At 54.6% G+C, this 26,454-nt stretch carries 31 protein-coding genes and 2 pseudogenes; 7 read left to right on the forward strand and 26 right to left on the reverse strand.

Going from position 1 to position 26,454, the window contains the following annotated elements; translation table 11 throughout:
• Positions 1-22: 22 nt before the first annotated feature.
• The gene (locus SH410x_RS01645) at positions 23-451 is read right to left on the reverse strand and encodes a GNAT family N-acetyltransferase (protein ID WP_473674042.1); all 429 of its coding nucleotides are present in this window, start codon (positions 449-451) and stop codon (positions 23-25) included.
• On the opposite strand from SH410x_RS01645, the pseudogene SH410x_RS01650 reads away from it, so the two are divergent.
• Positions 402-518, forward strand: a pseudogene (locus SH410x_RS01650) (ADP-ribosylglycohydrolase family protein); the annotation flags it as partial. The gene SH410x_RS01645 and the pseudogene SH410x_RS01650 sit on opposite strands and share 50 nt — an antisense overlap.
• Positions 519-608: 90 nt before the next feature.
• Here the strand turns inward: SH410x_RS01650 and SH410x_RS01655 are convergent.
• From SH410x_RS01655 to SH410x_RS01665, 3 genes are all read right to left on the reverse strand, one after another.
• Positions 609-797 (reverse strand): hypothetical protein, encoded by a 189-nt coding sequence (locus SH410x_RS01655; protein WP_146405612.1) that lies wholly within the window; start codon positions 795-797, stop codon positions 609-611.
• A gap of 724 nt (positions 798-1,521) precedes the next feature.
• Positions 1,522-2,901 (reverse strand): hypothetical protein, encoded by a 1,380-nt coding sequence (locus SH410x_RS01660; protein WP_473674044.1) that lies wholly within the window; start codon positions 2,899-2,901, stop codon positions 1,522-1,524.
• Between the two features lie 1,300 nt (positions 2,902-4,201).
• Positions 4,202-5,788, reverse strand: coding sequence for a protein kinase domain-containing protein (locus SH410x_RS01665; protein ID WP_473674046.1), 1,587 nt, complete (start codon positions 5,786-5,788; stop codon positions 4,202-4,204).
• Between SH410x_RS01665 and SH410x_RS01670 the strand changes: the two genes are divergently transcribed.
• Entirely contained in the window at positions 5,760-6,860 is a 1,101-nt protein-coding gene (locus tag SH410x_RS01670) for a transposase (RefSeq protein ID WP_473674048.1), read from the forward strand. The genes SH410x_RS01665 and SH410x_RS01670 overlap by 29 nt on opposite strands.
• On the opposite strand, the gene SH410x_RS01675 is transcribed toward SH410x_RS01670, so the two are convergent.
• From SH410x_RS01675 to tnpA, 3 genes are all read right to left on the reverse strand, one after another.
• The gene (locus SH410x_RS01675) at positions 6,838-7,596 is read right to left on the reverse strand and encodes an IS66 family transposase (RefSeq protein ID WP_473674050.1); all 759 of its coding nucleotides are present in this window, start codon (positions 7,594-7,596) and stop codon (positions 6,838-6,840) included. The genes SH410x_RS01670 and SH410x_RS01675 overlap by 23 nt on opposite strands.
• A 143-nt stretch (positions 7,597-7,739) precedes the next feature.
• A complete protein-coding gene (tnpB, locus tag SH410x_RS01680; protein ID WP_473677223.1) occupies positions 7,740-7,928 on the reverse strand; it encodes an IS66 family insertion sequence element accessory protein TnpB in 189 nt (62 codons plus the stop codon).
• Positions 7,853-8,317: an IS66 family insertion sequence element accessory protein TnpA gene (gene tnpA / locus SH410x_RS01685; protein WP_473674052.1), complete on the reverse strand. Its 465-nt coding sequence runs from the start codon at positions 8,315-8,317 to the stop codon at positions 7,853-7,855. Before tnpA ends, tnpB begins: the two co-directional genes overlap by 76 nt.
• Positions 8,318-9,582: 1,265 nt before the next feature.
• On the opposite strand from tnpA, the gene SH410x_RS01690 reads away from it, so the two are divergent.
• On the forward strand, positions 9,583-10,392 hold the full coding sequence (locus SH410x_RS01690; RefSeq protein ID WP_473674054.1) for a hypothetical protein: 810 nt from the start codon (positions 9,583-9,585) through the stop codon (positions 10,390-10,392).
• Positions 10,393-10,892: 500 nt separating this feature from the next.
• Here SH410x_RS01690 and SH410x_RS01695 read toward each other — a convergent pair whose 3' ends face one another.
• The 3 genes from SH410x_RS01695 to SH410x_RS01705 form a co-directional block, all read right to left on the reverse strand.
• Positions 10,893-11,246, reverse strand: a complete 354-nt coding sequence (locus SH410x_RS01695) for an IS66 family transposase (protein WP_473674056.1) — start codon at positions 11,244-11,246, stop codon at positions 10,893-10,895.
• A 275-nt stretch (positions 11,247-11,521) separates the two neighbouring features.
• Positions 11,522-12,835: a reverse transcriptase domain-containing protein gene (locus tag SH410x_RS01700; protein ID WP_473674058.1), complete on the reverse strand. Its 1,314-nt coding sequence runs from the start codon at positions 12,833-12,835 to the stop codon at positions 11,522-11,524.
• 639 nt (positions 12,836-13,474) lie between these two features.
• On the reverse strand, positions 13,475-13,684 hold the full coding sequence (locus SH410x_RS01705) for a hypothetical protein (RefSeq protein ID WP_473674060.1): 210 nt from the start codon (positions 13,682-13,684) through the stop codon (positions 13,475-13,477).
• Positions 13,685-13,987: 303 nt separating this feature from the next.
• On the opposite strand from SH410x_RS01705, the gene SH410x_RS01710 reads away from it, so the two are divergent.
• A complete protein-coding gene (locus tag SH410x_RS01710; RefSeq protein WP_473674062.1) occupies positions 13,988-14,155 on the forward strand; it encodes a hypothetical protein in 168 nt (55 codons plus the stop codon).
• Positions 14,156-14,345: 190 nt separating this feature from the next.
• On the opposite strand, the gene SH410x_RS01715 is transcribed toward SH410x_RS01710, so the two are convergent.
• Together SH410x_RS01715 and SH410x_RS01720 are read right to left on the reverse strand one after the other, a co-directional pair.
• On the reverse strand, positions 14,346-14,792 hold the full coding sequence (locus tag SH410x_RS01715; protein WP_473674064.1) for an ankyrin repeat domain-containing protein: 447 nt from the start codon (positions 14,790-14,792) through the stop codon (positions 14,346-14,348).
• A 164-nt stretch (positions 14,793-14,956) separates the two neighbouring features.
• Positions 14,957-15,235, reverse strand: a complete 279-nt coding sequence (locus tag SH410x_RS01720) for a hypothetical protein (protein WP_473674066.1) — start codon at positions 15,233-15,235, stop codon at positions 14,957-14,959.
• Positions 15,236-15,273: 38 nt separating this feature from the next.
• Here SH410x_RS01720 and SH410x_RS01725 point away from each other — a divergent pair, with 38 nt between their 5' ends.
• On the forward strand, positions 15,274-15,564 hold the full coding sequence (locus SH410x_RS01725; protein WP_473674068.1) for a hypothetical protein: 291 nt from the start codon (positions 15,274-15,276) through the stop codon (positions 15,562-15,564).
• A 146-nt stretch (positions 15,565-15,710) separates the two neighbouring features.
• Here the strand turns inward: SH410x_RS01725 and SH410x_RS01730 are convergent, their stop codons facing one another.
• The 9 genes from SH410x_RS01730 to SH410x_RS01770 form a co-directional block, all read right to left on the reverse strand.
• Positions 15,711-16,079, reverse strand: coding sequence for a hypothetical protein (locus tag SH410x_RS01730; RefSeq protein ID WP_473674070.1), 369 nt, complete (start codon positions 16,077-16,079; stop codon positions 15,711-15,713).
• Positions 16,080-16,352: 273 nt separating this feature from the next.
• The gene (locus SH410x_RS01735; protein ID WP_473674072.1) at positions 16,353-16,856 is read right to left on the reverse strand and encodes a hypothetical protein; all 504 of its coding nucleotides are present in this window, start codon (positions 16,854-16,856) and stop codon (positions 16,353-16,355) included.
• Between the two features lie 35 nt (positions 16,857-16,891).
• Entirely contained in the window at positions 16,892-17,332 is a 441-nt protein-coding gene (locus tag SH410x_RS01740) for a hypothetical protein (RefSeq protein WP_473674074.1), read from the reverse strand.
• A 125-nt stretch (positions 17,333-17,457) separates the two neighbouring features.
• Positions 17,458-17,643: a hypothetical protein gene (locus SH410x_RS01745; RefSeq protein WP_473674076.1), complete on the reverse strand. Its 186-nt coding sequence runs from the start codon at positions 17,641-17,643 to the stop codon at positions 17,458-17,460.
• A gap of 1,243 nt (positions 17,644-18,886) precedes the next feature.
• On the reverse strand, positions 18,887-19,534 hold the full coding sequence (locus SH410x_RS01750) for a hypothetical protein (protein ID WP_473674078.1): 648 nt from the start codon (positions 19,532-19,534) through the stop codon (positions 18,887-18,889).
• Between the two features lie 8 nt (positions 19,535-19,542).
• Entirely contained in the window at positions 19,543-20,049 is a 507-nt protein-coding gene (locus SH410x_RS01755; RefSeq protein ID WP_473674080.1) for a hypothetical protein, read from the reverse strand.
• 146 nt (positions 20,050-20,195) lie between these two features.
• Positions 20,196-20,834, reverse strand: a complete 639-nt coding sequence (locus tag SH410x_RS01760; RefSeq protein ID WP_473674082.1) for a protein phosphatase 2C domain-containing protein — start codon at positions 20,832-20,834, stop codon at positions 20,196-20,198.
• Positions 20,835-20,948: 114 nt separating this feature from the next.
• On the reverse strand, positions 20,949-21,305 hold the full coding sequence (locus SH410x_RS01765) for a hypothetical protein (protein ID WP_473670701.1): 357 nt from the start codon (positions 21,303-21,305) through the stop codon (positions 20,949-20,951).
• Between the two features lie 189 nt (positions 21,306-21,494).
• Positions 21,495-22,088, reverse strand: a complete 594-nt coding sequence (locus tag SH410x_RS01770; protein WP_473674084.1) for a YcxB family protein — start codon at positions 22,086-22,088, stop codon at positions 21,495-21,497.
• On the opposite strand from SH410x_RS01770, the gene SH410x_RS01775 reads away from it, so the two are divergent.
• The gene (locus SH410x_RS01775; RefSeq protein ID WP_473670705.1) at positions 22,087-22,314 is read left to right on the forward strand and encodes a hypothetical protein; all 228 of its coding nucleotides are present in this window, start codon (positions 22,087-22,089) and stop codon (positions 22,312-22,314) included. The two genes, SH410x_RS01770 and SH410x_RS01775, sit on opposite strands and share 2 nt — an antisense overlap.
• 501 nt (positions 22,315-22,815) lie before the next feature.
• Here SH410x_RS01775 and SH410x_RS01780 read toward each other — a convergent pair.
• From SH410x_RS01780 to SH410x_RS01800, 5 genes and pseudogenes are all read right to left on the reverse strand, one after another.
• Positions 22,816-23,157: pseudogene (locus SH410x_RS01780) on the reverse strand (zinc-ribbon domain containing protein); the annotation flags it as partial.
• A 437-nt stretch (positions 23,158-23,594) separates the two neighbouring features.
• Positions 23,595-23,750: a metallophosphoesterase gene (locus tag SH410x_RS01785; protein ID WP_473674086.1), complete on the reverse strand. Its 156-nt coding sequence runs from the start codon at positions 23,748-23,750 to the stop codon at positions 23,595-23,597.
• A complete protein-coding gene (locus SH410x_RS01790) occupies positions 23,695-24,000 on the reverse strand; it encodes a VOC family protein (protein WP_473674088.1) in 306 nt (101 codons plus the stop codon). The genes SH410x_RS01785 and SH410x_RS01790 overlap by 56 nt, the downstream gene beginning before the upstream one ends.
• A 771-nt stretch (positions 24,001-24,771) precedes the next feature.
• Positions 24,772-24,987, reverse strand: a complete 216-nt coding sequence (locus tag SH410x_RS01795) for a hypothetical protein (protein WP_473674091.1) — start codon at positions 24,985-24,987, stop codon at positions 24,772-24,774.
• Positions 24,988-25,094: 107 nt separating this feature from the next.
• Complete coding sequence (locus SH410x_RS01800; RefSeq protein WP_473674093.1) at positions 25,095-25,715, reverse strand: macro domain-containing protein; 621 nt, start codon at positions 25,713-25,715, stop codon at positions 25,095-25,097.
• 515 nt (positions 25,716-26,230) lie between these two features.
• Here SH410x_RS01800 and SH410x_RS01805 point away from each other — a divergent pair.
• A complete protein-coding gene (locus SH410x_RS01805) occupies positions 26,231-26,407 on the forward strand; it encodes a hypothetical protein (protein ID WP_473674095.1) in 177 nt (58 codons plus the stop codon).
• Positions 26,408-26,454 lie beyond the last annotated feature (47 nt).

A 26,454-nucleotide genomic window follows, 5' to 3' on the forward strand; every position in this document is an offset into this window, starting at 1 on the left:
ATCCCGAATCTCGCTCGACAACCTACCGCGGAGGAATCATCGAACACGAATCGTGCTGCTCCATGCCGACATGCGGATAGTAACTGGCCGCTCCGGGAGCCGCCAACAGAATCAAACGAGTGGCCAGCCCGACGTGCTCATGAGTCACGCGAATCAGCTCCCGACCGATCCCCTGGCCCTGGTGAGCCACATCAACTGCCAAGTCCGACAGATAGGTGCAATATGCAAAATCGGTGATCGCTCGCGACACGCCAACCAGCGTCCCATCTTCATCTCGCGACGTTACGACCAAGTCAGCCCCCGCCAGCATCCTCGCGATCCGAGCCACATTTTCCACCGGCCGCCGTTCCGCTAGCGTCGATCGTCTCAACACGTCGATGAACTCCGCGGGCGTCAGATTCGCTTCGATCTCGCACCCGAAGGACTTTCGCCAGGCCGTCACAACGATCATCCGCTGCGGCGGCGATGCCGATACCACCGCCGCGATCGTCGGCGGCATTGTTGGTACTGGCGTCGGTGGTTAGGGTGTTCCCGAAGATTGTGTGGATGCGAACATCTGTTTCGTTCATGGATCAGCTCGCTGCGAGATCCGTAGTCGAAACATCCGACTACTTCGAAAGCTTCTTCTTGGCCGTAGTCAGCCCTTTGGAGATCGTGTCCGCTGACTCCGTTGCGTCCATGCCAGCAAGCACCATAAACGCTTCGCTGAGCACTCGTTTTGTTTCCGCAACCGAGATAGCGGTCTTGTCAGTGTCCACTCGGCGTGACACTTCATTGTAAAAGTCAGTCAGTTTCATCGAATCAATCCAATCTTGGAGAAGTTTGCCAGTCGAACTGGCGTGAGAATATCGAAGTTATTGCCAAACGAACTGCTGCCGCCAACCCATGGGCAACCTCGCAATGGTGAACTTCACACTCAGTGTAGCGAGTCATGCGAACCGGTGGCTGCCGTGCCGCACACGCTCACGATTGATCGCTGTCGCCTGCTTCAAGGTAGACCCAAGCGGTCGGTGTTGCTCCGAGTTCCGACGTGCTGCCTCTCGGTGCTCGTGAACAACGCCCCTTGGGGATGCTCCCATCTCGGCTGCCCGGCAGATCGAAGAGCGGTTTAAAAGCCGGATTTTAAAACGCCAATTGCAGGCGACCGTCTGCCGAGACGGACGTGACCCAGACAGCGTACGCGTGACTGATCGAGTCCGGGATCCTGTCATGCGTAACTGGACACGCTTTCGACTGTTGCATCGCCGCTGGTCGCCGGAGTCAATGCTCTGCATGGCCGGGATCGGGGCAATAGCAAAAGCCTGCGACCCCTTTGGGGATCGCAGGCTCCGTTTCAGCTATCAGAGACTGCCGCTCAGACGGTTCGACTGCAGGCGTCTGCCCGGTTCAAGGTGTGCTGGCAGTACTCCTTTCAAAAGTACGGCATAGCCCCTCGAGCATCGCGTTTGAAGGCGAGGTGCTCGTGGAGCTCTTGCCGTTAGCATCGATCGCTTCACCAATCCTATTACGACGCGTGCTCGATTACGCGCACATCGATTCACCGTCGCTGGAATCCGTCTGCTTACGACTTAACTCTTCCAAGCGTTCGGCTACCTCACTTTCAAACTCCTTGAACTCGATTTCTCGTTGATTCAGCCGGGCTTCGTCATCTAAGCATTCGGCTACTCCGTCCCGATGGAATTCTTGCCGCGTTCTCATGGAACTCCAAGCTGAATCTAGCTGCTTGCGTTCGGAGGCAAGCTCTTGGTGTGCTTTGGCAATCTGCTCATCGACGGAGAGCGTTTCTCCTTCTTCCGATTCAAAACGAACCCCGTCGCTGGCCAAGGTTTCAAACACTTCCTCTGAGGCTCGCCTTCTCGCAGCTTCGTTGGGAAATTGGACACGAATAGTCCCGCGGCCAAAAGCCTTTTCGAAGTCTTGAAGTCTCACGCATGGTTTGGAGAGGGTCGCGATATCGCGTTGGATTCGTGTTACAAATCCATCGTGTTTGGCGATAATGCCTAGCAAGGTTCGTTCGATGCGACCGACTCCGTCACGTCTTTCGTGTTCTCGCGGAACACTTCTTTTCGAGTGTCCGAGTTGGAATTCATAGGAGAAGCAGCGTGAATTCTTTCCCTCGCCAAAAGGGATCGAGCGAGTCGTGTAGTCAAAACGAGTCTTTCGATCTTTGCTCTTAAACTGAATGCCTTTCGCCGACAGGTCATCGATTGCGGTCAATCGATCTTCATGGGAGAGTTTGGCAAACTGTTTTCGAAATTCTTTCTTGTCGAAATTGAAATTCCGAATTTCTTTTTTCGCGTAGTGCACGTCACCTCCTTCGCGATAGGGTTCGGACCTGACTCCATATTGGCCCCATTCAGCTGCCACCTTCTGGATTGCTGCGGTGCGACTTACTTCTGAGAAGAACATGCCGACCAGATGATCGTCGCTCCCGAATCCTTCCTGGAATCCGTGGAAGCGACTGGATGGCTTGTCTAATGGCAGGTATCCAAAGTCAGGTCCGTCGCCCTCTTTGACGACTCCGCCAAGACGACAAATCGTCGCCGCGATGGAGTCTTTCACGTCCTGCACGGCGACCATGGTTTCTTCGTGCGTCGAGAGCTTCTCTCCTTTAAAGCTGAGATAGCCTTTTGCCAGTTCATCGTGGCTGATTGTGAACACCCGCATGATGGGAGTACTGCTGTAAAGGCAGTCTGCCGCTGGGTCCAGCTCCGTGGCTTCGAGTTCGAACTCCCAGAAACTCCGAAATTCGTCAACTCGTTCAGCTTCGCTCATCTTGGGGAAACTGGATTTGATTTTTCGCCAACGGCGAACGACTACGTCTTTGCTGAGTGCTGCCCGCGCCGATTGGTCTTCACGTTCTGATGGCGTTGAACTTGGATTTTGACGTTTCTCTTTCATCATGTATCTCTTCTACGGGGTTTTTGGGTACGGCGTCGCTTCAGTAGCGTACGGACCAGTCATTTCAAACCGCTCCTGCCGTTGACACTCATACCTATCGCGAGGGCGTAACACGGAATTCGAACTTGACTCCTTAAGGCCAAGACACGCCGTGAAAAGCGGAGTTTTCGATGCCGGGAGGGCTACCATGAGGGCAGATGGAGGATGGGAGGTAGGCCGATGTTTTTGCCGCTTCGGGTGTGGCGATGCTCAGGCTGCTTGAGCAATGCGAGCACCGGGAAGCTTCGCCTGACACGCTGTCAGATGAGGAACTTGCTCTTGAAGCAAGCCGAGCACGGGCGGCCGTGTTTGCTGAAATGCTGTTGAGTGATCCCGGTGCCGCTGGTCTGATCGCCGAGAAGTGTGGTTACCGCCTGTCTATGCCAGGCATATCGAAGAGCGGTTTAAAAGCCGGATTTTAAAAGGTCGATTAAAGGCGACCATCTGCCGAGACGGACGTGACCCAGACAGCGTAAGCGTGACTGATCGAGTCCTGGATCCCGTTATGCGTAGCGGATTGCCATGCGTACGAATTGCGATCTATCCGCTGGTCACGTGATAAAAAAGCCAACTTGCTGGTTGGACTGGCCGCCTGACTTGCGGATAGATCGAGCGTTGAACTTTCGCCCCACACTCTGGCCCGTGTGACGAGTGATGCAGCAGCGGCAACGAATATCATTCTATTGCGTAGTATCCGCGGCATTCTAGTTCCGGCATGAACTGGCGACCACTTTGGGAACGCAGATGCACCGGCGGTTTCGCCCATCCAGGGAATGAAAATTCCATCTGATATTTCAAGTATCTTCGCCATTACCAGAGTGCAAAAAGTCGATCCCCCAGGTCTGGTTCGCGAACGATTGAACGTCAACCGTCTCGAAGACATATCGTTTCGCGAAGCTAGCACCCTGATTGACGACCTCAAGCGTGGACCGGTCGACGTGCGGTGCTGCCTATCGAGCATCGCGTTTGAAGGCAGGGTGTCTACCTATCTCAAGCGCGCAACACGGAGACTGCAGAAAATGGAAATCGCCCTGAAATCTAGCGAAATCCGGTGCCACCGAGGGCAACGGCTATCGGGCAGGCAGCTCAATGACGGGCCGCAGGCCGATGTTGCCGCTCCGAGTGTCGGGCTCGGAACTTTGCCGCCAATAGGACGTCGCAGAGAATGGCGGATTGGAATAAACACCCAGCACAATCGCGGCGATGTGTACTCCGAAACGGAGTCCTGCATCCGCCAGATGCCGCCGATGCCACCGTTGAGTTACTTCGCCGTGGTTGTGCGAGTGCTCACTTTCACTGTGGTGATGTCTCGCGAGAGCTTGGGATCAACAGGAATCCTCCGCGTCTTTGTGGATACGGGCGAGAAGACGAGAGCCTTCGTGGTGTCAGCGAAAGTGCTTTGCATCATGTTCAGGGGAGCAATCGTGACGCGGAAATTGTTTGTCTTATTTTGAGGCGTACCGAAAGTCCATCCATTTACGAGCACCGGTTCATCGGGAAGCGGCAGGTGCTGATAGACCGGGGAGACGAGCAGGTTCGGGACACCATTGAAATTGCGATCCGCGGGCAACCCACCTCTCTGAAACGACTGCGGTAGTTGCCAGTTGACATAATTGTCAGCGAACCATTCCCACGCGTCGAGGTCGACTTTGCCTCCGAATTTGTCTACAAACTGCGTCTCGACCCGACGTGACAAAAGTGGAAATGCCATAGGCCGTCCTTCATCATTTGCCTGAGCAGCAACGATTTGAAGCCAATGTTGGCTTTTCGGTTTAACGAACTGCCATCCCGTGCCCTGTACTTCAACTGCGCCAAAATCAACAACGTAGTGCATCCAAACTTGGTACGTCTGAGCACTGTTCCAATCGATCAGCAGCGAGACTATCCCCTGAGTCCCTGCTGTTCGCGGATCACTTTCGATCTGCGGTATCGAGTAAACCGCCGGGATATCTTCCGAGTTCTCTGGTCGAAGTAGTGTCGGACGAACAGTTGTTTTTTGCGGGTCACCAACTGCGAGTGACTCGAGGGTTTGTCTCAGTCGCGGGAGGCTCGCTCGGTAGGCGGCTTCATTGGGAGCCAATCGGACGGTGTAGGCGAGTTCGTCCGTTCCCTGATCGTATGTGGGTGGCTGCGGGACCGTTGCCACCACCATATTGGGGAGTGGCGAAAAGAGTGAGCCCAATTCGTTCGAAACGCCTTGATCCGGCGGGTCAAAGCGAATTGCATCCAGCGTTGCTTTCACGTTAGAGCGTAGCTCTGCAGTTTCTCGTTCCAGGCGAGGGGCAATCTCGGTATTCCACTCTTTTGCAAGAGCGTCGTCGGCCAGCTGCTGACGTGCCTCGAACTGTCTTGTCACTTCATCCTGGACCGCAGATTGGGCAGCAATCCCATTGCCCCTATCGCGGTTGTTCGCGAGAAACACCGAGACGCCCAGCGCTACGACGACCAGAAACGCAGCAGCGTAGAGCAGCGGCCTGATCTTGGAACGCAGCAAGGGGCGTTGGATCTTCTCAAGCTGCGAAATCACGAGTGAGATGTTCTTTGGTCTGGCCCTCGGCGATTTGCGGGTCATCCATTCGGCCAGGGCTTTGAGCTTCTCAAGGGCGCGAACCTGTCTCTTGCTGGTTGAGAGATTCTGTGTTTTGGCCAGCAGATATTTCAACATGCGGCCAGCAGAGTAGATGTCGGATCGATGATCGATCGGCCCGGTTCCGTGTGCCTGCTCGGGCGACATGTAGCCAACAGTGCCAGCAGCGACGCGGGCGGCGGACTTGGCGGAATCTGCCGCCATTGCCAAACCAAAATCGATTACTTTGATCGTGCCGTCGTGCAGCCGATCGCTATCCAAGTTCCTTGGCTATTCACCCGACGAGCCCACGCCGGACCACAGCACGTTGTCGCTCACTCGCGATCGACTTCCGATGGAGATTCACAATCTCGCTTTCGAATTGATACTCAAGGCGACTGCTGATCACGGACTGTTGGCCGGCAAGACGCTGGGCGTCGACGCGACTGATTTAGAAGCCAACGCATCACTCAAAAGCATTGTCCGAAAAGACAATGGTGATGACTGGCAGGCGTACCTCCGGAAGCTGTACGCCGAAGAGACCGGGAAGACGAATCCTACGGACGAAGAACTGCGGCGATTTGATAAGGGACGCAAGTCGAAGAAGAAGGTCAGCAACGAGCATTGGGAAAGCGCAACCGATCCAGATTCCCGCATTGGGAAGATGAAAGACGGGCGTTTTCACCTGAAATACAAGGCCGAGAACGCGGTCGACTTGAAAACTAATGTGATCGTTTCAGCCGAGGTTTACCACGGTGATCGAGGCGACACGAGCACGATCCTGGATACGGTGAATGCGGCAAAAGTGAACTTGAAGAAAGCTGGTACGGACCTGGAAGTGGAAGAAGTGGTTGCCGATAAAGGCTATCACAGCGAACAGGCACTGGATGACCTTCAGAACAAATGCAACGCGCGGACTTACATTCCTGAACCGGAGCGAAAAGGTCATCGAACTTGGACCGACAAGACTCCTGAACGCGAAGCATCGTACCGACGCAATCGTCGAAATACCAAAGGCAATCGTGGCCGCAAACTACAGCGTCTTCGCAGTGAGCGAGTCGAACGCACGTTCGCTCACTTATGTGATACCGGCGGTGCTCGTCGTACTTGGCTTCGCGGCCTCGAGAAGGTGCAGAAGCGATACATGAGCGCAGCGATAGCACACAACTTGGGACAGGTCATGCGCAAACTGACCGGTGCGGGTAAACCAAGGTACTTGGCGGTGCTCGCCGAGCGAGCTTTCTCGCGGTTTGGCGTGTGTTGGGCAGACTGGGCGCCTACTGTGCGGCTCTTGAAGCCATGGACGCATCCAATTGGCATCCATACCGAATTTAAGAACGCGATCGCCGCGTGATCAGCGCCCGAAAGTTGATGTGGCGTTTTATGCAAAAATCAACGGGCTGCTTGGGGATCAAGTCAGCCCAACAAGTCTGGGACTTGGTAAAGTTCTGGTACACCGCCGCGTCGTCGCTGATCAACACTCCGGCGAACGTCCCCTTGTCCAGAATCCTGCCGAGCGTCTGGCCGTCTTTGTGAACGCCGTAAAACAACACGGGCAACTTGTCACTCAGGAAAGCCCAGACGCTGTTGATGCTCCAAGAGGTCTCGTCGGTATGCACCACCGCGCTGGGGGCCAACAACGTGCAGAGATGATCGAACTCGCTTTCCCACGCGGCAGCGAGTTGATTGAGCAAGGCGTCCGCTTGGCTCTTACGAAGCTTCAACTGTTGAAAGAACGACAAGACCGCACAAGCCTTGTCGATCGACAATCCCAGGCAGAATACTTGATAGGCCAATGCGACGATGATTTCGATTCCGAATTCACCACGACCGATCGCACCGGCAGGCTTGCCGAATCGGTTGCCCGACCGGAAGACCTCGTAAGCGACCAGCACGGCTCGTTCGTTCTCCTGTCGCCACATCACCCGGGTGTGGGAAAGGCGGCAGTCTGCGGTGGGCACACCCTCGGGGAAGACCTGCTCCGTTCGCTTGGCGAGCTTGACTTTGTCAGCGGTGCTGATGCGTCGCTGCACGCCCATCTGCCGACGGTTCGGCGAGCGTCTTGGCAGTCCTGCGACATCAGGAGCCACTGGAGGCCCCTGTGAGCGTACTGATGGGGCGGAAAGTGCATTCCTCGTCAATCGCCTCCCTGAGGCCTCCAGTGGGCTTCTCGTGGCCGGGTCGCTCTTTGCTCCCGTTCGCCTTCCCTGTTGAAGTCTGCGATACCAAAGCGTCAACCCACCGGTTTCCCACCACAGGCCTTGATGCGATCCCGCTTTCGGTTGACAAACAGGAACAACGATCCATCGGTGACGTTCTTGCCGAGCGACGTAGTGACGATGCCGGTCAGCCCGTCGAAGCCTTTTCGGAAGTCGACCGGGTCGCTACACAGATAGATTGTCGTTCCGGTAGGCAGTTCGATAACGACCGGTCCTCCGTGCCGCCGGCCGAATTTGAATTGGCATCGTGTTGCGGATCGGTCGGAACTTCGATTCGGATGCGAATCCCACCGGGCAGTTCGATGGTAGTGCAGACACGAGGCGGGTCGTCAGGCTTGGTGGCTTGCTCGGCTTCGGTGACTTGTTCGAGCTGGGCTACTTTGGGAGCGAGCATGACAGGCAGGAATGCAGTGGGCGGAATCTTTGATTTTGATCGGGCTCTACTGGCCAGCCCCCGCAGTCTGCGTCGCCAGTAATAGTAGGATGGCTGGGAAACGGCCTCGGCGGCACAGAATGCAGCGACGGTGGTGCCAGACAGATCAAAGCGCTGCAAACGCTCGTCCCAAAGTCGGGCGGTCTCGGACTTGGACATGGGTTTTCTCCGCTCAAGTGAAACGAAACAAAACCCACCAAGCTAAACTCCGCGCCTACCATGGTTCTGGTGTACGGTTACGTACTAAGACTGCCCCAAGGCAGCCGATTCCGCCAACTGGAGCCAATTCATGGCCCTGAAGCTCTCAACTGCGTCACAGGTGCTTCGGCACTGCTACTAATCCGTCAATCCGAAGTCCGCGATCAGAATTAAAGGAAATAGGCAATATGAAGCCATTGCAGGCCTTTTAACCCGCCTCTTTAGCTTTGCCAGCACAGCACCCTGGGGAAATTTTGGCACTTTGTGTTGCGCCCCTGCGATAGGTATTGGGTGTCGCAGGCGAAGACGACTGGCCAGACACGGAAATCAAGCGTGTCACGCTACGCCGTCCAAACCTGATGGACGTTTCAAACCCTCATTAAACGAAGGTAGTTTTAATGCATCAGCAACAACTCGCTGATCAACTACGGCAATCGTCGAGCGACTGCATCTCGACAGCACGTCGTCACGGATTATGGCGTGGTCGTCATCGTCATCCGTCGTCCAGCGAACACGCGACTCCCGTCGCACTGGAGGCCCCTGGATGCCTCGTCAGTCCGAACCAATGTCTGGTCTGGAGTCACACCGACGAGGGCGGCATCGACGACATCACATTAATCCCGAGAGACTACTGGGTCGCCTTAACAAAGACCCACGGTCGCCGCACTCGGCGAGGTCGTCGACGTCGAGGCGGGAAAGCACTACTCAACTCACGGCGTTCAGTACCCGCATCTCGCCCCTGGCGATTATGACGATGACGGGTTAGCGACATAGTGAAACGCCGGAGCTAACCCTCGACGGGCAGGACCCTACCTTCACGGGTCCTGCCCTTTCTTTCGGTAAGATTAGTGTACTCCATAACTTATAGTTATGGAGAGCTGGACTCGTAAGTTAGTCCATGCGCACACCCAAGAATATAGAGACGGCGTCAGCCGGTCCTCTAGATTCTAGATTTCAACCCACAGTATCTTGCCTGAAGGCTAGGTAAGATGGCACGTTTTTTTGGGGCGTGCCATATTACCTAGCCTTCAGGCGGTCAACGTCGGAGTCCTGAAGGTCGTTTAAAATCCGGCTTTTAAGATGCCTGGTTTTCGACCTTGTTTGCCACCGTCTCTATACCAACACGGATGAGCATGCGGGCATCTTAACGAGCCCACCTCTCCATAACTGTAAGTTATGGAGTACACTAATCTTACCCGTCAACTCCTCTAACCCTGAAGGCTCCCATGCGTAAGCCGTTCGACACTACTGCCCCTGTCGTTATGAAGGGGGCCATTAAGCACATATTTTCTAAACCGGAGTTTCCGGTTCTCGCCAAGACCGCGAAGGTGTGCGTTACTGACCCGTTGGTAACTGATCCTGAGCTGACCTTTGTTGATAGCACTCTCAATGCGACGTTGGCCTTGCAGTACGCGATACGCGGGCATTACTTCCAGGCGACGCAGTTCAACCTGCCGAAGGCGAAGGATTACGCCTACAACATGAACTGTCCGCCCAGTACCTTCCACGTCACTCCGTACACCAAGCTGTGCGGGAACTGCCGAGTGTGCCCTTGGTGTTTCTCTCGGCGGATGTTCAAGGTGTTTTGTGAACTGACCAAGCCGTCACTCGCGATCCGGAAGACGTGCAAGCTTGTGTTTTGGAGGCGTTTCTTCGACTCGACCGACGAGTTGCCGTTTCTCCCTTCGGCTCGTGGCCCACACGACTGGCTTGACGCCTTGGTGACCGTTCAGATGATGCTGCCGATCTTCAACACTCACACCCAATCGATTTACCTGTCCCATGTCGGGATCCAGATGGTCCCGAAAACCACTGACGATCTCTTTCCTCGGTTGAACCGCAAGAGCGGCGACAACCCGCTGACGATTGGCGAAACACCTTCGTGTACACACGCTAACATCTTCAAGGTGTTCAAGAACGTCGCGAAGGTACCTTGGATGGACCTGTACCAACCTGACAACTTCCCTCACTTCATTGACTTACTCGGTATGTTCCCGCGACAGCAGTTGTTGCGGATCAGCCGATACAAACCCTAAGGAGATCTCCGTGGAGATCGACTCACCGCCATTTCCAAAGGACTCAACGAGCCCGGAGCAACTGTTCTGGACATTGAGTGCCCTTTTTGATTGGACACTGAATCAGGAGGCCTGGGCGAACATGGAGGCGTCAAGCCTGAAAAGGCCGATGTGACGGATTGATCGAGCTTCACTACTCAAATACTCATCGAGTCGCTGCACGGATGGAGATGGGCCGGCGGTTCGGCGAGCATCATGGCAGTCCTGCGACACCAGGAGCCGCTGGCGGCCCCTGTGAGCGTCTTGATGGGCCGAAAGTGCATTCCTCGTCAATGGGGCCGATCCCTCGCCTCCCTGAGGCCTCCAGCGGGCTTCTCGTGGCCGGGTCGCTCTTTGCTCCCGTTCGCCTTCCCGTGGTCAGGAGCCCGGCCTGACGGGGCCTGAAGCAGTGCTCAGCTTCGCTCTGCGGGTGCAAAAGCGATCAGCGATGCCGCTTCGACGTAACCGTACACCAGAACCAGTTAGCGACGCCTAGTTGACTTGTTGAGGAGGCGGCGGCGGGCTCGGCGGGTGCGTTTGTCGTCACAGCCGACCGTTTGGTCCTGCTTCAAGACGTTACGCAAGTGTTCGGCAAGCGGACGCAGAGCGAATTCGACCGCCGATTCGATGTTCGCCAGTGTGCTGCGACTGGGCGTCCAGCCGCTGCCGGCGAACAGGTCCTGGTGACGATAAAACGGCAGGTGATAGAAGTGTTTCCAGGCGACGACTTCGACACCGATTGAAACATCAAAACGATCCCTTTCGACCAGCCCAGTGGGCCGCTCGGAGCTGACGACGCTTTTGGTCTTGTCGACTGGACTGGCGTATTTGGTCACGCGGACTCTCAGCTCCGGCGCGGTGAACTCGAGCGTCTCGACTTCGTCGTAGCCAATTAGGGCTAGTTCACGCTGTCGGCCCGCTGGCTGCGATCACTCGCAGTTTGCGGGCTTTTGGTTTGAGGCAGAGCGTGGGCGTGTGACGGGCGTGTAGGGCGTGTAGGGCACTACCATAGGAAACGTGAAGTTCAAAAGCGTTCACGGTTTCCATCGTGACGCCGCCGAACGCCGCGTCGTGTACGTTCCTCGGCGGATTAAACTTTTCGCGACCGGAATCAATCGAGAGCGAGCGGTTGTGGCACCCACTGCGACACTTCGAACTGGGCACGCTTGGCAACTTTTTGGCCCGCCTGCCACGCAAGTTGAGCCTGCTCGTCGCTGAAATGCGACATGTCCAAACCACACTGGTCGGCCAGCAGGCGAATCTGCTCTGCAACAACGGGCACCTGAGCCGCCGAGACGCCCACGGCCTTTTGTGCCAGCCATTGGAATCCGGTGGATGCGACATCTTTGACCGTCAGTGTCTCACCATTATCGCTTTTGCACTGATGCTCCAGCAGTTTGGCTTCGAGCTTGCACCAGCTCGATTCGCTCAAGCTGACTCGCGTCTTCCCATTGGCCCACCGCACGCGGAAACCAATCCAGTCCACGTGGTCGCCTGATGCGAGGTCGTAAACAGCGTCGTCCTGGCTCTCCTTGATCTTCATTCCGATCGCTTCGATGCGTTTTCGGAGTGCCTCGTAGCATTCGACCGCCGCCTCGTGAGTCTCACAGAAAATCGCGAGATCGTCAGCGTATCGCACGAGCACCGTGCCCGGGAAATTCTTGACCCACCAGTGATCAAGAAAGTGATCGATATATAAATTCAGACAGATCGGCGAGATGGCAAGCCCCTGCGGAATTCCGAGCTTGCGTTTCGGGTCAAGCAGCTCTTCGATCAGTCCCATCACCGGTGACTGATGCAGCCGAGATCGTAGGATTTGCAGCAGTCGTTTTTTGGGCACCGTGCCGAAGGCATCACGGATGTCGCACGCGACCATGTGGTGCATGCCATTCTTTATCAGCGACTTGGCAGCCATCACACCATGTGCGGGCGACCGCTTGGGTCGGAACCCAATGCTCAGATCGTAGAAATCAGGATCGAGCAGAGGCGTCAACAAGTTCGAAAGATTGCGTGCAACGATCCGCGCTTCGGACATCGGCACCTCGATCGTTCGGAAGCCCGCTTTGCCAGGTTTGGGAATCTTGTACTTCGTAAACTTCCCGCGTCGAAAGCTGCCGTCGAGGATCCGCTTCTCGATGTCACGCAGCCACTCCCACGGATACCAATTGGCAATGGCTACTCGCGGGTCGTCGCCCAAGATTTTCCTGCGACCGATGTCGTCGAGGGCGATACTCAGCATGCGAGGGTTGGCGACGGTACGGAGCAGCGACTGGCAGTGCTCGTGCGTCCTCTTCTCCGAGGTGCGAGCCCAGTTCTCGACATCGTCCCTGTACGACACCAGTGGCTCGACATCCTCTGAGCGGTTGCCGAGATAGTCGCGCTGCAGATAGCGGTGCCACAGCGGCGAGAGGGATTGGTAGGTCATATTCTCAATTCGCGGTGATCTGAGTGGGTCGTCGAAAAACAACCGGGGCCGAGCAAAACGGCCCAGCCCCGGCTATCGTGAAAAAATGAGGTTCTGGCGGTAGCCAGAGACAAAAGGAGAAAAATGATCGCTTCAATCTCTGAACTAATCCTTAGCCGGCTCCACACATTGAATCACGTTCAACGTGATCAATCTGTTGATAGCGGACTAAAGACCAATGGAGTCACCAACGTTGGTATTCCTCTCCATCCAGGAAATGAAAATGTTCTCCATGTTAGAGTACGTGTGATAAGTGGAATCAGAAACAAAAACTCAGACAGTTGTTCTTTTCAACACCCTCCCTCTTTGAAAGATCTGTTCAACAGACAGAGCGTTCAAAGAACCGCAAGTCTCGAAGATGATCTCGGTTCCCGAGTGTGGCTTCGATCGATGCGGTAACAGATCTAACTCTTCGGTAATCGAATGTTACCGTTGCTGGTCAAGACGATCAGCATGAGTGAGTCCAAGGGGAATGAATCAAGAAAAGCTGTCTTCTTCAATCGGTGCTTTCAGTAATTGGCCTCGTTGGGTTCACGTTCAGGGGATTGAAAGTAAATCGTTAGCCACTAGCTTCATGGCCCGCTTTCTAAAAGCCGGATTTTAAAGAGAGTTAACCAGCTTGCTAATCTTTCCGTCCATCGCCGTGATGTCCTTTTTCGCTTCAGCGACAACGATCGATCTCATGTACTGGTTTGCCGGCATGTTATTCATGCTCGCCACGAGTTTCACGAATGTCTGTTCGTCCGGTGTGAATAAGACTTTCATTAAACGGGTCGGCTTCTTCTGGTCGTTACTTCCCTTCGTTTTCATCTTCCAAGCTTTCCTTGTAATTCTTGTGCTCTCGGTGCCGTAGTGGCACATGTTAAACGCAGGTACTAAATATACCCCGTGGCTTATAACGTGGTCAACAAGATTACTACAAATGCTTTCACTAAACGTAAACCGATCGAGTGAGTCACATCGGCACTGAACTACTGCCATGTCACGTGAGAAGATCAATCGGATTCTGAGCCACAATGACGCTCACGCACCTGACACGAAGGCGAGCACTCACAATGGGATCAAGTCAGGACCGAATCGACACAGCAACTTCTTCACACTGCTCATTGCACAGTGCGATGGCGATCCTTCTTTGGCTTCTCGAGCCACCTGTTCTATCGACGACTGCAAACAGAAGAAGGTTGGTTATCGTTCCTTGCTGAGCCAACCAAAACTCCACGCATCACTCACGCGATCATCGAAAACGATCACATCGTCAACATGAACGATTCACTCACGTGACACGCACGAAAAAGGCCTGCCAGCCCTGACGCTCCCGCACGGCCGCTGCTGCACGCCAAAAAGGATCGCCAGGATCTCGCCTGAGTCGCTCAGCAGGGCTCTGCGGCCCGTTGTGGATCTCCTTGGCAGCGTGTCTGCCTGAGTCTCGTCGTTCTACCGTATGTACGTCGGATCTTGAGCACCGATCGCGTCAATCTTCGGCAGTGATCGTTGGCGGAGGCCACGGCCATTCGTCGTGATCTGTACTGCGAGTCGCACCAACACGCTTCAACCATTCTCGAAATTCGGGACTCGCCCGGCAAACGGCAATGTCAAGCGGCGTGCAGCCCGATGCGTGCACGCTGTTGACGTTCGCTCCGTGTTCGTGAAGTATTTTGGCGGACTCGAACTGGTTGTACGCACACGCATAGCTGAAGGGTGTCTCGCCATCATCGTTCTTCCAGTTGACGTTTGCGTTGAGTTCCAGCAGCACCTTCAACGCAGATAGCTTGCCACAATACGATGCGATAGTGAGCCAGCCACCCAGACTCTCATGAGCGATCATCAGGTTCGACCGAATGATATCCCGCAACGTTTCGGCGTCGTCACGCTCGATCGCTGAAGAAATATCCGAATCGATGTCGTCTTGAGATTTCATTGGTTGGTGAAGTGCCTATGAATCACGTGGTCGCCGTTCTGACCACTCCGGTAAATTTGACTTGGCAACTCAAATGCAACCGATGAGTTGTCGCGTTCCACGGTGGGCGGTTGTACAACGTCCAATCAATTGCGGTCGCGATGGATCATTCTTTGAACGTAGAGTCAGGTTATTAGAATGTCGTTTGGAAACTGGCTGTTCTCGTCTGTGAACCATTCGTCAGGATCACCACCAGCAATGTACCGGCCGTTCCATGTTCGATTGAGGTGCCCGTAAACATGGCCAAGTTGAATGCCAAAGTCGATCACACAGATGTGCTTCTCTGCAACCATTTGGTCGATCAAGTTCCCAAGATGTTCACGAGCATCTTCAAGTTGTTGAATCGTGTTCGCCCATGCGAGATAGTCTGGTTCAGCTGACAGATTGTCGTCGCCTTTGAGCATAAATCTTCCTTCACGTGATTTAGTGGAAACAGTGGGTCATGTATTCAAACCCGAGTGACTCGCTGCTCATCGGTCGGCCCGGTGAAACAGAAATAAATGGCGTTCTCGCCGGCTTCAGCACGGGCATGGTGAGCGTCACCGAAATATTCTCACCGACTCGCGAGATCGCTGAGGTGGTATTCTCGTTCGTGTCCGATACCCCGTCAACAAGAACCGAAAAAGCACTCTCCGCGGTCATCGCTCGTTACAACTGGGTTTCCACTTTAGTAAACCGATTCCTGCACGTTGCCGAGCAGGCAATGCTCGCAAGCGTGCAGTCTCGGCGATGACAGACGGACCTTCGGAAATGCGTTTTAAAATCCGGATTTTACAGATCGTTTTCGAGTATACCGCTGTCCAGAGGTCCGTCTCCTCCGCTCGCCAATCCAACGATTGTTTGGGGGCGATCTCGACCATTTCGCTTGCTGAAGATCGCCTACGGCCCAGCCAAGCTCGGCCCCCAAAACCATAGCTCGCCTGATTCACGATCCAGTTTACCGAAAGCCTTTGGCTTCATGCTGGAATGGCGTGGTGAGATGCCAAAATCCTCCGCTCCGTTGAGCCAAGACGTGAACGCATCAATGAGTAATCTCAGGCCCGCGCCAGTCATTTCAATTGTCACAGTATCAGAGTCATGCCGGACGCTCATGACCCGTAAGTCTTCACGCTTGGGAACAACCATCAGCCGCAAGTTCGACATAGCACGTTCGCGAGAACAAGCGGCGACTGTGAGCTTGCGTTGTGCTGGGCACTTCTCGCCCGTCAGTTCGTTCAGGGCATCGAGAATCGGTGAACCGGAACCCAATGAATCGTGATAGAGGCAAAGCGAAGGTTCTGTGAAGCCAAGCTTTCCGCGGTGGACCCAGAAATCGATTTCAAGATTTGCAAATGCTGGTTTTATATCAGTCTCGCCCCCATTGCCGCAGGCTTCCTATCAGGCTGATCAATCGCTTGCTTTTTCGGCTTCGGGTGAGGGATTTGCAGTCGAGCAACGTTCGCCAGCAGCGGGCCGCGACAAGCGATTCAGGTTCATCCTCTGCGAAAAAACCTTGACACGCGGTCCCGTTGCATGGTTTTTCTATTCGCAGTACTCGTGTGGTGGTTTCGGGCTATTTGTCAATCCAGGATAAAGTGCAAAAATCATACACGATAGGTAAAAGCCGTAGATGTAGCCAAGAAACACTAGATCCGATCTGGTTAAAGCATCCTTCGGCATCACGTTGGTGAGGATGATGACCGCGTCAACCACAGCGAGCACAAGTATCGCACAGCACAACGCCACAAATTGCCCAGATCGAACGATACGTCCGCATCGGTTTATGGAGATGTGCCATACGCCGACTTTGAAACGAAGAAAGAACGCGACAATCGGCAGGATGACAGCCATTACTTCGATGAGTAGTGGGATCTTCGGCACTAGCAATCTAACCGCAAATGGTAGGAGCCAGATTGCCGCTGGAACGAGCCCATCCCATCCGAGAAAACGGATGAGCCACGTCACCAGCGGATGTCGATGCGAACGCTCCATTGCAGTTGTGATGGTTTCCGGCAAATCACGGCAGATAGTGAGCTGATCACACATTCTATCAGACGCCGCAAGCCCTCCGTCTGGGCACGTCATTGTTCTGCCTTCAGCGGTATGTTGAGGCGTCGTGTTCCACTGATGAATATACCACCCGCAACCGACACGCCAACAATCAATCCGATCATCACGATTGCGGGTCCTTGTCCATTGGGCCCTGCGAACAGAAACAAGACCGCAGGAGGCAACGCGACAGCAAGTGCCGAGTAGAGGATTTGCTTTTGACGAATTGTCGGGTCGTGCGGCCAATCGCGTGACCGAATGCGATAGACCAGTCCGCCTAGGATGCACCCGGTGAGCACTACGACGAATCCAATCGGATTCTGAAGTGCGAGAAACGGTATCGAACCAACCCCACCCAGAAATCCGAAACCGGCTATGTAGAGGGCAGGTCCACGACGAGCCCGCTGAGTCGCCGAGTTCAGAGACACAAGCGTCAACTCTGCCGTCGGCGGTGCGTATGGGTTTGTTGTCACAGCAATGTCAGCGTCTTCATGAGAGTGCGTCGGCGATAACCGAGAAAGGTGATCCCAGCGAACGCGTCAAAATGGCGAAACCAACCGCCGTAGCGGTGAGCAAACTATTCCGGTTTATCGCCTCGCTAATCACCGTGTGGGGATTTGGGACGTGAGGCGATGTCATACACCGAGAGCATCAAGTCGATGCCGAGGGATGACATCACGCCCATCAACTCCGCCGGTAGCGTATTGTATTGCCCGATGGTGCCGCGAGGGAAGTTCCAAGACAGATCGCGCGTCAGCTTGCAGTCCGCGGCGACGTCGGCCAATCGCGATATCGCCGCGATGTTCGCTCGAAGGAAGGCGAGGCTTTCGTCAAGTTGAAGCGGAACAGAGTCACCGGGTGCGTCCGATATCGTTAAGTTGAACGTTGTAGTTGGGTAATGTCCGGTTGGATCAAGACGTCGCCTACGTGTTGAAGCGTGAGATTCCTTGAACGAAAGCGAGCAGTCGCTCAAGATGTTTGCGATCGCTTGACGGTTGCCGGATAATCGAAGTACAGCAGGCAGTGTCAAACTCGCAGTAAATGGGCTTCAGTCAAACAACTTGCCTTTCAGCGGTCGGTTGTGTGAAAACAGCAGGAAGCAGCGTTCTCGATATCTTCACATTGGGCATGCAGGGGAATGCCGTCACCGATCATGAGGTCGCGACAAGAGAACTACGATTTTCAGAGAAATTTGACTGCTCCGATCCAGTGCACACGGAATCGCTATTCGCCGTCTTGCGGTTTCAGAACAGTCGCGTCAGACAATACTGAGGGCTCAGCAGTGTCGTCGTCGGTGGGATGCATTTTAACGATCAAGTATTGTTTACTTCCAGCGCCGAGCACGTAAACGTCTTGCGTGACCGGCTTGAACCCGTGACATGAAAAAGAAAACTTTCATTGGCCACCGACTCAGAGGTCCGCATTTATTCTCCCCGGTGCCCACTGCCCCGTCAACAATAACCGGGGGATACACTACTTGCGGAAAAGACGGTCGCTCGCTGCCACTGCGTTCTCACGCTCGTGAACGTTTGAAATGCATCTTTCCGAGCAGGCAATGTTCGTTAACGTGCAGCCTCGACGCCGACCGCCAAACCATCAGACCAGTAGTTTAAAATCCGGATTTTAAACCACGTTTTCTGACATACCTTTGCTCAAAGAACCAACGCCAGTTGAGTCACCGATGACTCGGACTGCGTTGGACGCGACTTCAAAATACCATCGAGAACGTCCGGCCGAGCAATTCCCGTATCCAGATTGGTCGATTGTGCCACGGTGAACTCAGAGGCTCCCAGGAGCAGAGCCCCGGTCATACTTCGTCCTCCCATAAGAGGCCCCTGCCGCCATATACAGCCGACACGGCGTCGCGGAAGGAAAGGCGAAGAGTCGCTCAGCAGGGCTCTGCGGGCCCATTGCGGGGCTTCTAGCCGCATGTTCCCCGAGACACATGGCAACCGGCGGCGAATTACCGCAAACCCCCGGCAAAACATAGGCTCAGTGGAATCCATCGATCATTCGCATCCGTCGGTTCACTTGCGGTTGGCATGCTCTTCGACGAACTGCTCGATTTCGCGACCAGATTCGACGGAAAGTCCGCTCGGAACCGAAAGGGCGTCGAGTTGAATGCTGTCTCCGAGCCAAACATCCACATCAACTCTTCGCCGATCGCATTTGCAGCGACCGCTGAGCACATCTTCAAGCGGGCAGTATCTGCGAACCGACCAGTCGATCGCGAGTTGATTGGAAGCCGCAAGTTGCTTTGAAGCTTGGTCACCAAATCCAGTGGCCGGCTGTTCCTCCGGGCTGTCGACTTGTTTCGCGCCTGCGTGCAGGACGACCTTTCCAAGAGGATGACCCGCAATCTCTGCAGCGAGCGAAGCCAACTGCACGTTGAGCAGTTCAGTATCACCACGGAAATAGGCGATGTTGCCGTGTTCGGAAATCCACCCGCCAACGCATCCAGCACCAGCCTCCGTGACGTCGCGTTGTCCGTACCCCATCGTGAGTGCCTGTGCGATGGTTGCGGCAAGCAGGCACACGATCAAAGAAATGAAAAAGAGCGAGAGGCGTCGCATCGTCTTACATCCCTGCGTGTTGATGAGTGTGCGTTTCGATCGACGAGCGGTGGCGATCCAGGCATTGATGTCAAAATCGCCGTCGCTGCCGCTCGTGGGCAACAGATTGGCTATTCGCCGCTTGGAGTCTTGGAGCTTGAGGAGTCCGGCTCTCGGAGGGAATCGGTGAATTCGTCGAGAGGGAATTCGTCAAACAGCCCAGGTTCGGTTTCGTTCAGCATTTCAAGTTTCGTCGCCATCGTTCCGGGATCGACAAACAGAAGATAGATCGCCATAAACGAGTCCTCGTCGTTGTCGTCGCTAAGCTGGATCGTGAACCCTGCATCTTCCATTCGCCAAATACCCATCGTAGGGTCGTCGGCGAAGGTCGGTTGTTCATGTTCGCCGAACCGAGAATTGATTGCGGAGCGAAGCACCTCAAAAGGCTTCGACCGGTCGTAGTGGACCATTGCACCGTAACAAGCCCCGTCTTTGTAGTCGAGAACGACCTGTTTTGGTGACCAGTCTGCATTTGCCGTCGTCAAGAGCATCGGGATCGCGTCGGTCGGGGAGGAACCAAGTACCGCTTCGTTGAACAGCTGGGCACTCGCATCAGTCGAGGATTGGGCAGTAGTCATCTGATTCGGATCCCTACAGCCGAGCATGAGTGAAAGAACAAAGAGGACGAGCAGACGATTCATTCATGTACGTCGGGTAACTTGTTTGGCAGCGATCGGTCAGGTGAGAATCGAGACAACCAGCGTTGAGTGGACACGAAGTGAGACTAATTAGTATAGCGTTTTCTGGCTGGCCGAGCGTTGAAAACTCGGCAGGCCACGACGGCAGTGTCATCCCACAGGTCACCGGATGGAAGACGCACCAAGTTGACGCAAGCACGTGGAATTGCAAAAAAGTCCGTGCGGGCGACCACTGAGGTCACTCGGTCACATTTTGCGTGATCGAAGAAACCGTCTGACCCGACGAGAATGATGCCATTGAGCGGACCGTGCAAGAATGGAGCTGGCTTCGCGGCCTGTGAACCGAGCAACGGTTTGCGAACCTGAGTTCGCGTCAAGTCGGTAATATCAGGGCCGTCGATCACCCATGCACAACTGTCGCCGACACTGGCACCGAGGATGCGATCCGGGCGAAGATCGACGACTACGGCAGTCGATTCACCAGACGCCACTCGCAGGTCGAGCTGGGGCAGGAACTGCGACCAAGCGGTTGAACTGTCAATTGCTGCGTAGTTTGCTCGCGTTTCGCGGATGACCGTTTCTGCTGCAAGATGGCCGTCGCCGGTGCCGCCCGCACCATCGGCGACGACGATCACTGTGCGTTCGTCGTTCGTGATGACGTCGATACGATCCTCGCACGACTCACGATAGGCTTCGATTCGTTGTGACGTTTCAAACGACGGCATGACTGGGCATCGAGTGTTGAAGTTGACGAACGCAAAGACACAGGTAAGCGGGCGGTGAAGAGCAGGAAATGCCAAGACGCGTGACGCTGGGTGCCCTTGCAGGTCATTCCTCTGTCACGATGTGGGCCATTGGGATTCGATGGCGTGAGTTACCCGGTTTCCGTATCTGCGAACGTAGTCTTTGTTGGAGCGAGCAGCAATGGAAGCCGCATGTTCAAGTCGCTCGCGGTCAAACCGCATGGCCATTGAGAGCTGATCCTTGAATTGTTCATAAAAGTATCCTCCCAAAAGACGGTCAACGATCGCATCGACTAATCGATCGCAGTCGCCTTTAGGCGGTGGATGGTTTTTGAAGTGACGACAAAGCTTCGCACGTGCCCGATTATGCCAGTAACCAAAGCTCTCTGCGATCACGAATGCAGTGGAACTTGAAATCGCCTCCGTGTCACCGCTTTTGACATCAGCGATCAATGATTCGAGGTCGGATTTGGAAAGTGAGCGAATCCAAATTCCTGCATAAGTAGGTCGCATGGCAGTCATGTAAGCAATACGGATTCGAACCAAATAGAACCTGAAGCCAAACCATTGAGGCCAAGCGACTAAACATCGAGAAAAGCGAGATCCACAACTCGAGTGCAATTCTATGCTCGTCGACCATTTTCAAAGTGATGGACCAATCGTGCGACCCAGCAGGTTCACTAGGAGTTCATCATCTCCGCTGGAAAACGATCTGCGTGGAATCACAGAAACATCACGGGTTCCATGATACAACATGTAAAATTCGTTGTCACTCAACCATGAGTGGTAGAGCGACCACTTGAGGTTAGAATCTATCTCGATCGTCTTGAACCCAATTCCATCGTCACGAAACTCAAGTCGATATTCGTTTTTCAACTTGGGTTGGGAGCGGTAAATGAGCGAAGGCAAGATGTAGATCACATAGACAACGAGGGAAACGAGAACGACTCCTGCAAGAAGTAAGCACCAAGCAAGCGTATCCGCTCCGGGCGTGATCAAAAGGTAAACCCCAACTACGATGGCGATCACGCCGCCAACAAGGTCACGCTTTATCTGTAGTTTAGTTTTGTAGTGTCGCCTCATTGCTCGGATGTACTCGCTCCGAGTGATCGTGAACATGGTTGAAATCGATCCTGGCAATTGGCTGCCCTCTTTCAATGAACTTAATTCTCCACCGACTCGTGAGATATTCTCGCGTGTGCCGAACTGTCGGTCAACAAGAGCGGAAAAACGCATGCCTGTCGGACAAACTAACGCTCGCTGCGAAAGCGTTTCCCAATTGGTGACCGTATCTTTGCAGGTTCCCGAGCACTTAACGGGCGGGACAAGACTCCTCTACGCCGACCGCCGAACTTTCGGAAAGAGTTTTAAAATCCGGATTTTGAAGTGCATGTTCGAGCATGAGTTTGTTCACACGCGGCAATGTCAGTCGGACCCACTGGCGGCCCAGGCTACATTCTAGGCTGCTTCCGAATCCTCCGCAGGAGTTGGCAAAGCAATTTCCGCCGAAAGCGTGAGCGAACGTACCGCAGAGAGCTCGGAGATACCTAAGAACAGAGCCCAAGTGATGTTTTGTTCTCCCTTAAGAGAACCCCTGCACACCCGACACGGCGTCATGGCCAGTTAGCCCGTGACCGTCGCTTAATCTCAGCAAACACGCCACAGACCGCGATTTCGGTCAGTACCAATTGCACCGTTATCCGCTCGACGAACTGTTGGCCAGAGTTCGCTTCGACCGATCGTCAACATCACGGAAAGTGGCTCGTCGACGAACTTTGGATTCCATTGGAATTGCGTTCAGATGGCGACGAACAACTTGGATGGTGCGATGTCCGAACTGCCCAAGGTCGATCATTTCCTGAGCCAAAGCTGCCAATTCAAGATTCTGGTCGTCTGACAAGACGGACCCGGATTTCGTGAGAGCGACGTACCGATCCCGCAGCCCACTCACGCGACGCTGTTCCTTACGACATTCGGGGCAGCGAACACAGTCTGCCCCGACGTAAAAGTGGAGTGTCTCGTACCAGTACTGCTGCTCCTCTGCGAAAAAGATGAACGGCCGAGAACAGTCGCGACATCGTCGCTTGAGGTCGACGTAGTGCGTGACCGGGATTGTCGCTTTGATTTGTTGGGACGGTCGAGCTTCAATAGCAGTTTCAGGTATGCGGTCTTCCGGTGATGCCCACCATCCAAGCCGGACTTCCGAGTAAGTGCCGGGTTGAACTGTCATGCCGGTGATCCGTGGCCCCCGCCCGTAGCGAGGGTGGATTACGTAGTCCGAAAAGGCGTCTTCAGTACGCTTCATAGCATGGAATCACGTAGAGGTCACTGGGAACGTGGCATTGCAACGGAGGCGGTGAAATAGCAAAACCATCTGCGCCCACAAGCCCAGGTGTCGATGCAGATTGCGTGTCCGACCGATAATGGCACGCCGCCACGTTGGGGCGTGTGACCGCAAACCATCGTCAAACCGGATTCGTGTGGCGTGGGATTGCCGAACGGCTCCCAATAAAGCATGAAGTCCGGTTGGGCATCAATTGGGATGTCGGCGTAGGCATTTGCGTGCACGAAGAAATGAGTCTTCGTGCAATAGTGCGATCGAAGTGACGTCGCCAGGAAGTCCCAGTGATCGCCGGGAATGTCGTCAACTCGATCTGTGCGATATGACGCAAGCACGGCGTCGCCACCGCACGCGAGCCATTCATCGTGGTGCCGTTCAGATTGTCGGGCCGCGAGCCTCATTTACTCATGGTTGCCGCGTAGTGGGATCAGTCTGCCAGTTGCGCTGCGGTCAATCAACCACTCGATGACACGGCGCGAAACGGGGCCACGGTCGACATAGTCACCGTCCCCATTCCGAATCCGACGGTCCCGACAGCAATGTTCCGTCTTGGTCACTTAGCATGACAACGACAGAATCGACGTCGTCAACCGAGAATCCAATACGAACTGTTGACGTCGGACCCGTCTTTCCAGCTAAATAAATCTCAAAAGCGAATCCGCTGACCTCTGAAGCGTAATGGTCCAGCCCGCTACCGTGCCGGTGCTTGCAAAATGTCAGCCCTATAGCCGTGTAGAACGCGGCGGCTCTCTCGATATCGAAAGACCGAAGTACAATGAGGTTCACGATTGGAGATGTTGCAAACATTTTTTCGTCAAGCGGTAGTCTACTGCGGGCGGTGGCGATTGATTTGCAGACAGACGCAACTGAATGCCCCCGCCGCACCTTCACAGCCCATGCTTCGTCGCTATTGTACGCGAAGATCAAGTCTGAGCGTTACCGATTCGCGTTCAAGAACTATTGTCTCGGGAATGGGATCAGGAGCGAGCCAGACTTCGTACGGCGGGCCATCGCGTTCCGACCAAACGGTTCGATAGTCTCGGTTGGTCAAGCCGAGAACATTCACACGTGGTTGAGTACCAACGTGCGGTCCTTTTAATCGGATGACAAGTTTGCGATCCTTCTCAATCCAAACCTGCACGGGTTCGTATGGTCCGAGTTTCGCACCTTCGGGAACTGAGTATTCGGCGGTTAGGACGCCGCGAGACGTTGCGTCTTCGACCGAATACGACGACGACCCAACGCGGGCTCCATTGCAGCCGACAGTAAAGAGCACAGCGATTGTGACTGTAGTTGACGCTAGCTTCATGCCTTCCTGCTGTCGACGAACGGTAGGGTTTCCGTGCGATACTTCAGATTACCCCGGGAAGCAAGCCAAGAACAATTCCCGCAAACGAATAGGCGCCAAATCCATAGAACGCACCCAGTTCGGCAGATCGCCGTGTTCGATATGAATCGTAGGCCACGCTTGCGGCAGTCATCGGAACTACGATGAACCCGCCGAGAACGCATGTCAAAGCTGTCACCATCCGTGCATTCTCGGAGTTCGCATTCGCCGATGCGATGAATGCCAGGACGCTATCGCTCTTCCGTCATGAGCTTCAGTCCCGCCTTCTGAAAGGACTTCGCTCGCCGCTGTAGAAGCATCTTCAGAATAAAGTAGATCACGGTTGCGGCAAACGGTCCGGGGAGACCGGCGAAATACGCACCGGCTCCCTGTAGCGAAAATAACACTGCCAGAACGACGCACAGACGCCACCACGACGACGTCCGTGCTACAAGCGGTTTCGTCAAAGAATAGCCCCTTTCGTATCGAGACGGACAACGACCGACGTCAGCTGGGACGGCAATTTGCAAAATCGCGATGCCATCCTCCGTGTGCAGGGCATTGTTGTGTCCTCTTATCGCGAGACCTGGCGGTTTCCATCATAGTGGATTGAGCGTTGCCGAACAGCAACCATGTCCCAATCCATTCTATGCGGCGGCGAGAGATAGTGGCGGTAAGCTACCGACATCTGTCGTGCGACCTCGTCGAACGGAACGCCACCAAATCCAGCCCCCATCGCAGGGAAAACGACAGTTTCCATGTCAGCAAGACCTTGGGCCTTGTGTCGATAGACGGCGATGAGCGAAGCCCAGGTCGCGGCATAGACCTTGTCAGTGCCAGCAATTGAACCAGGTACACGCATCGTCGGCGAATGTGCGATGAAAGGATAGTTTGGAGTTCCGGTGGGTTCGATGAATGAAGTACCGATTGGCTGCTCGCCAAGGTATTCGTCCAATACCCTGTTCTGAACGCGTCGCATCAGGTCATCGCCGTGAAAACGGACCACCGCAGCATCGATTCCAGCGTTCATGATGCCGAACGCGTTGGCGGCAGTGACGAAGCAATCGTGTGGTGGCAAGTCCTCGAAGCGGCTTTGGATTACCGTGACACGTGGTAGTCCGTCGAAGCGTGCACGGAACGCTTCGCACATTTCCGGCTCAGGATGAATGAGCCACAAGTCGATCGGTAGTGCCATTCAGTTAAGATTCTCCAAGTGACAGAACGTTGGCCGCAACCGGGCGGCGACGATAGATTGTCCATTTCAAGATCGATCGACTTCGGTTCACGGAATAGTTATGCATCGACTGGTGAAGGCGGCCAACCCCAGAGCTTTCCGATTTCGTCAGCGAACCGCCACCAGCATCGTTTCATTTCAAAGTGCCCCCAATCGGTTGCGGAGTGCCATGATTCTACCCAAGCAGATAGCATGTAAACAGGTTGGGCACGTTGCCAGTAGACCAATTCCCGATCGGCGACTCCTGTCGCTGTTCGACCGCCGCGATAGTCAAGGAATCCAGATTCGATTCCAGCATCGAAGAACGCGTGACATATTTGTCGTGAAGGACCGAGAACCGTTATTCGATGCCGTTCCGAATTTGGACGTGAGCCACCGTAGTACTCAGTTACGTGTCGCGTCCAATCAGGCTTTCGTTCCATCTCCCATTTTGAACCGCCAGTTTGCGTCATGCGAATCGTTCGATCCGATTCACCATGACGATTTTCCGTTGGCTTGCTAGTCAAGATTCCGCGTGTTTCAAAACGCTCCAGCGTCTCGATGAGCAACGAGTCATCCAACCCGTGGGCTGGGCAATTAAATTGAAGCGGAAAAACATCGTCGAAGTACATCGACCGAACGCCGCCGAGCATAGCGACTTTGTCGAGAATTAAGAGTTCCGAATCGGTAAGGTCTGTAACGCCAGTTCGTTCAATTGGTT

The organism is Rhodopirellula sp. SH410 (assembly GCF_055811895.1).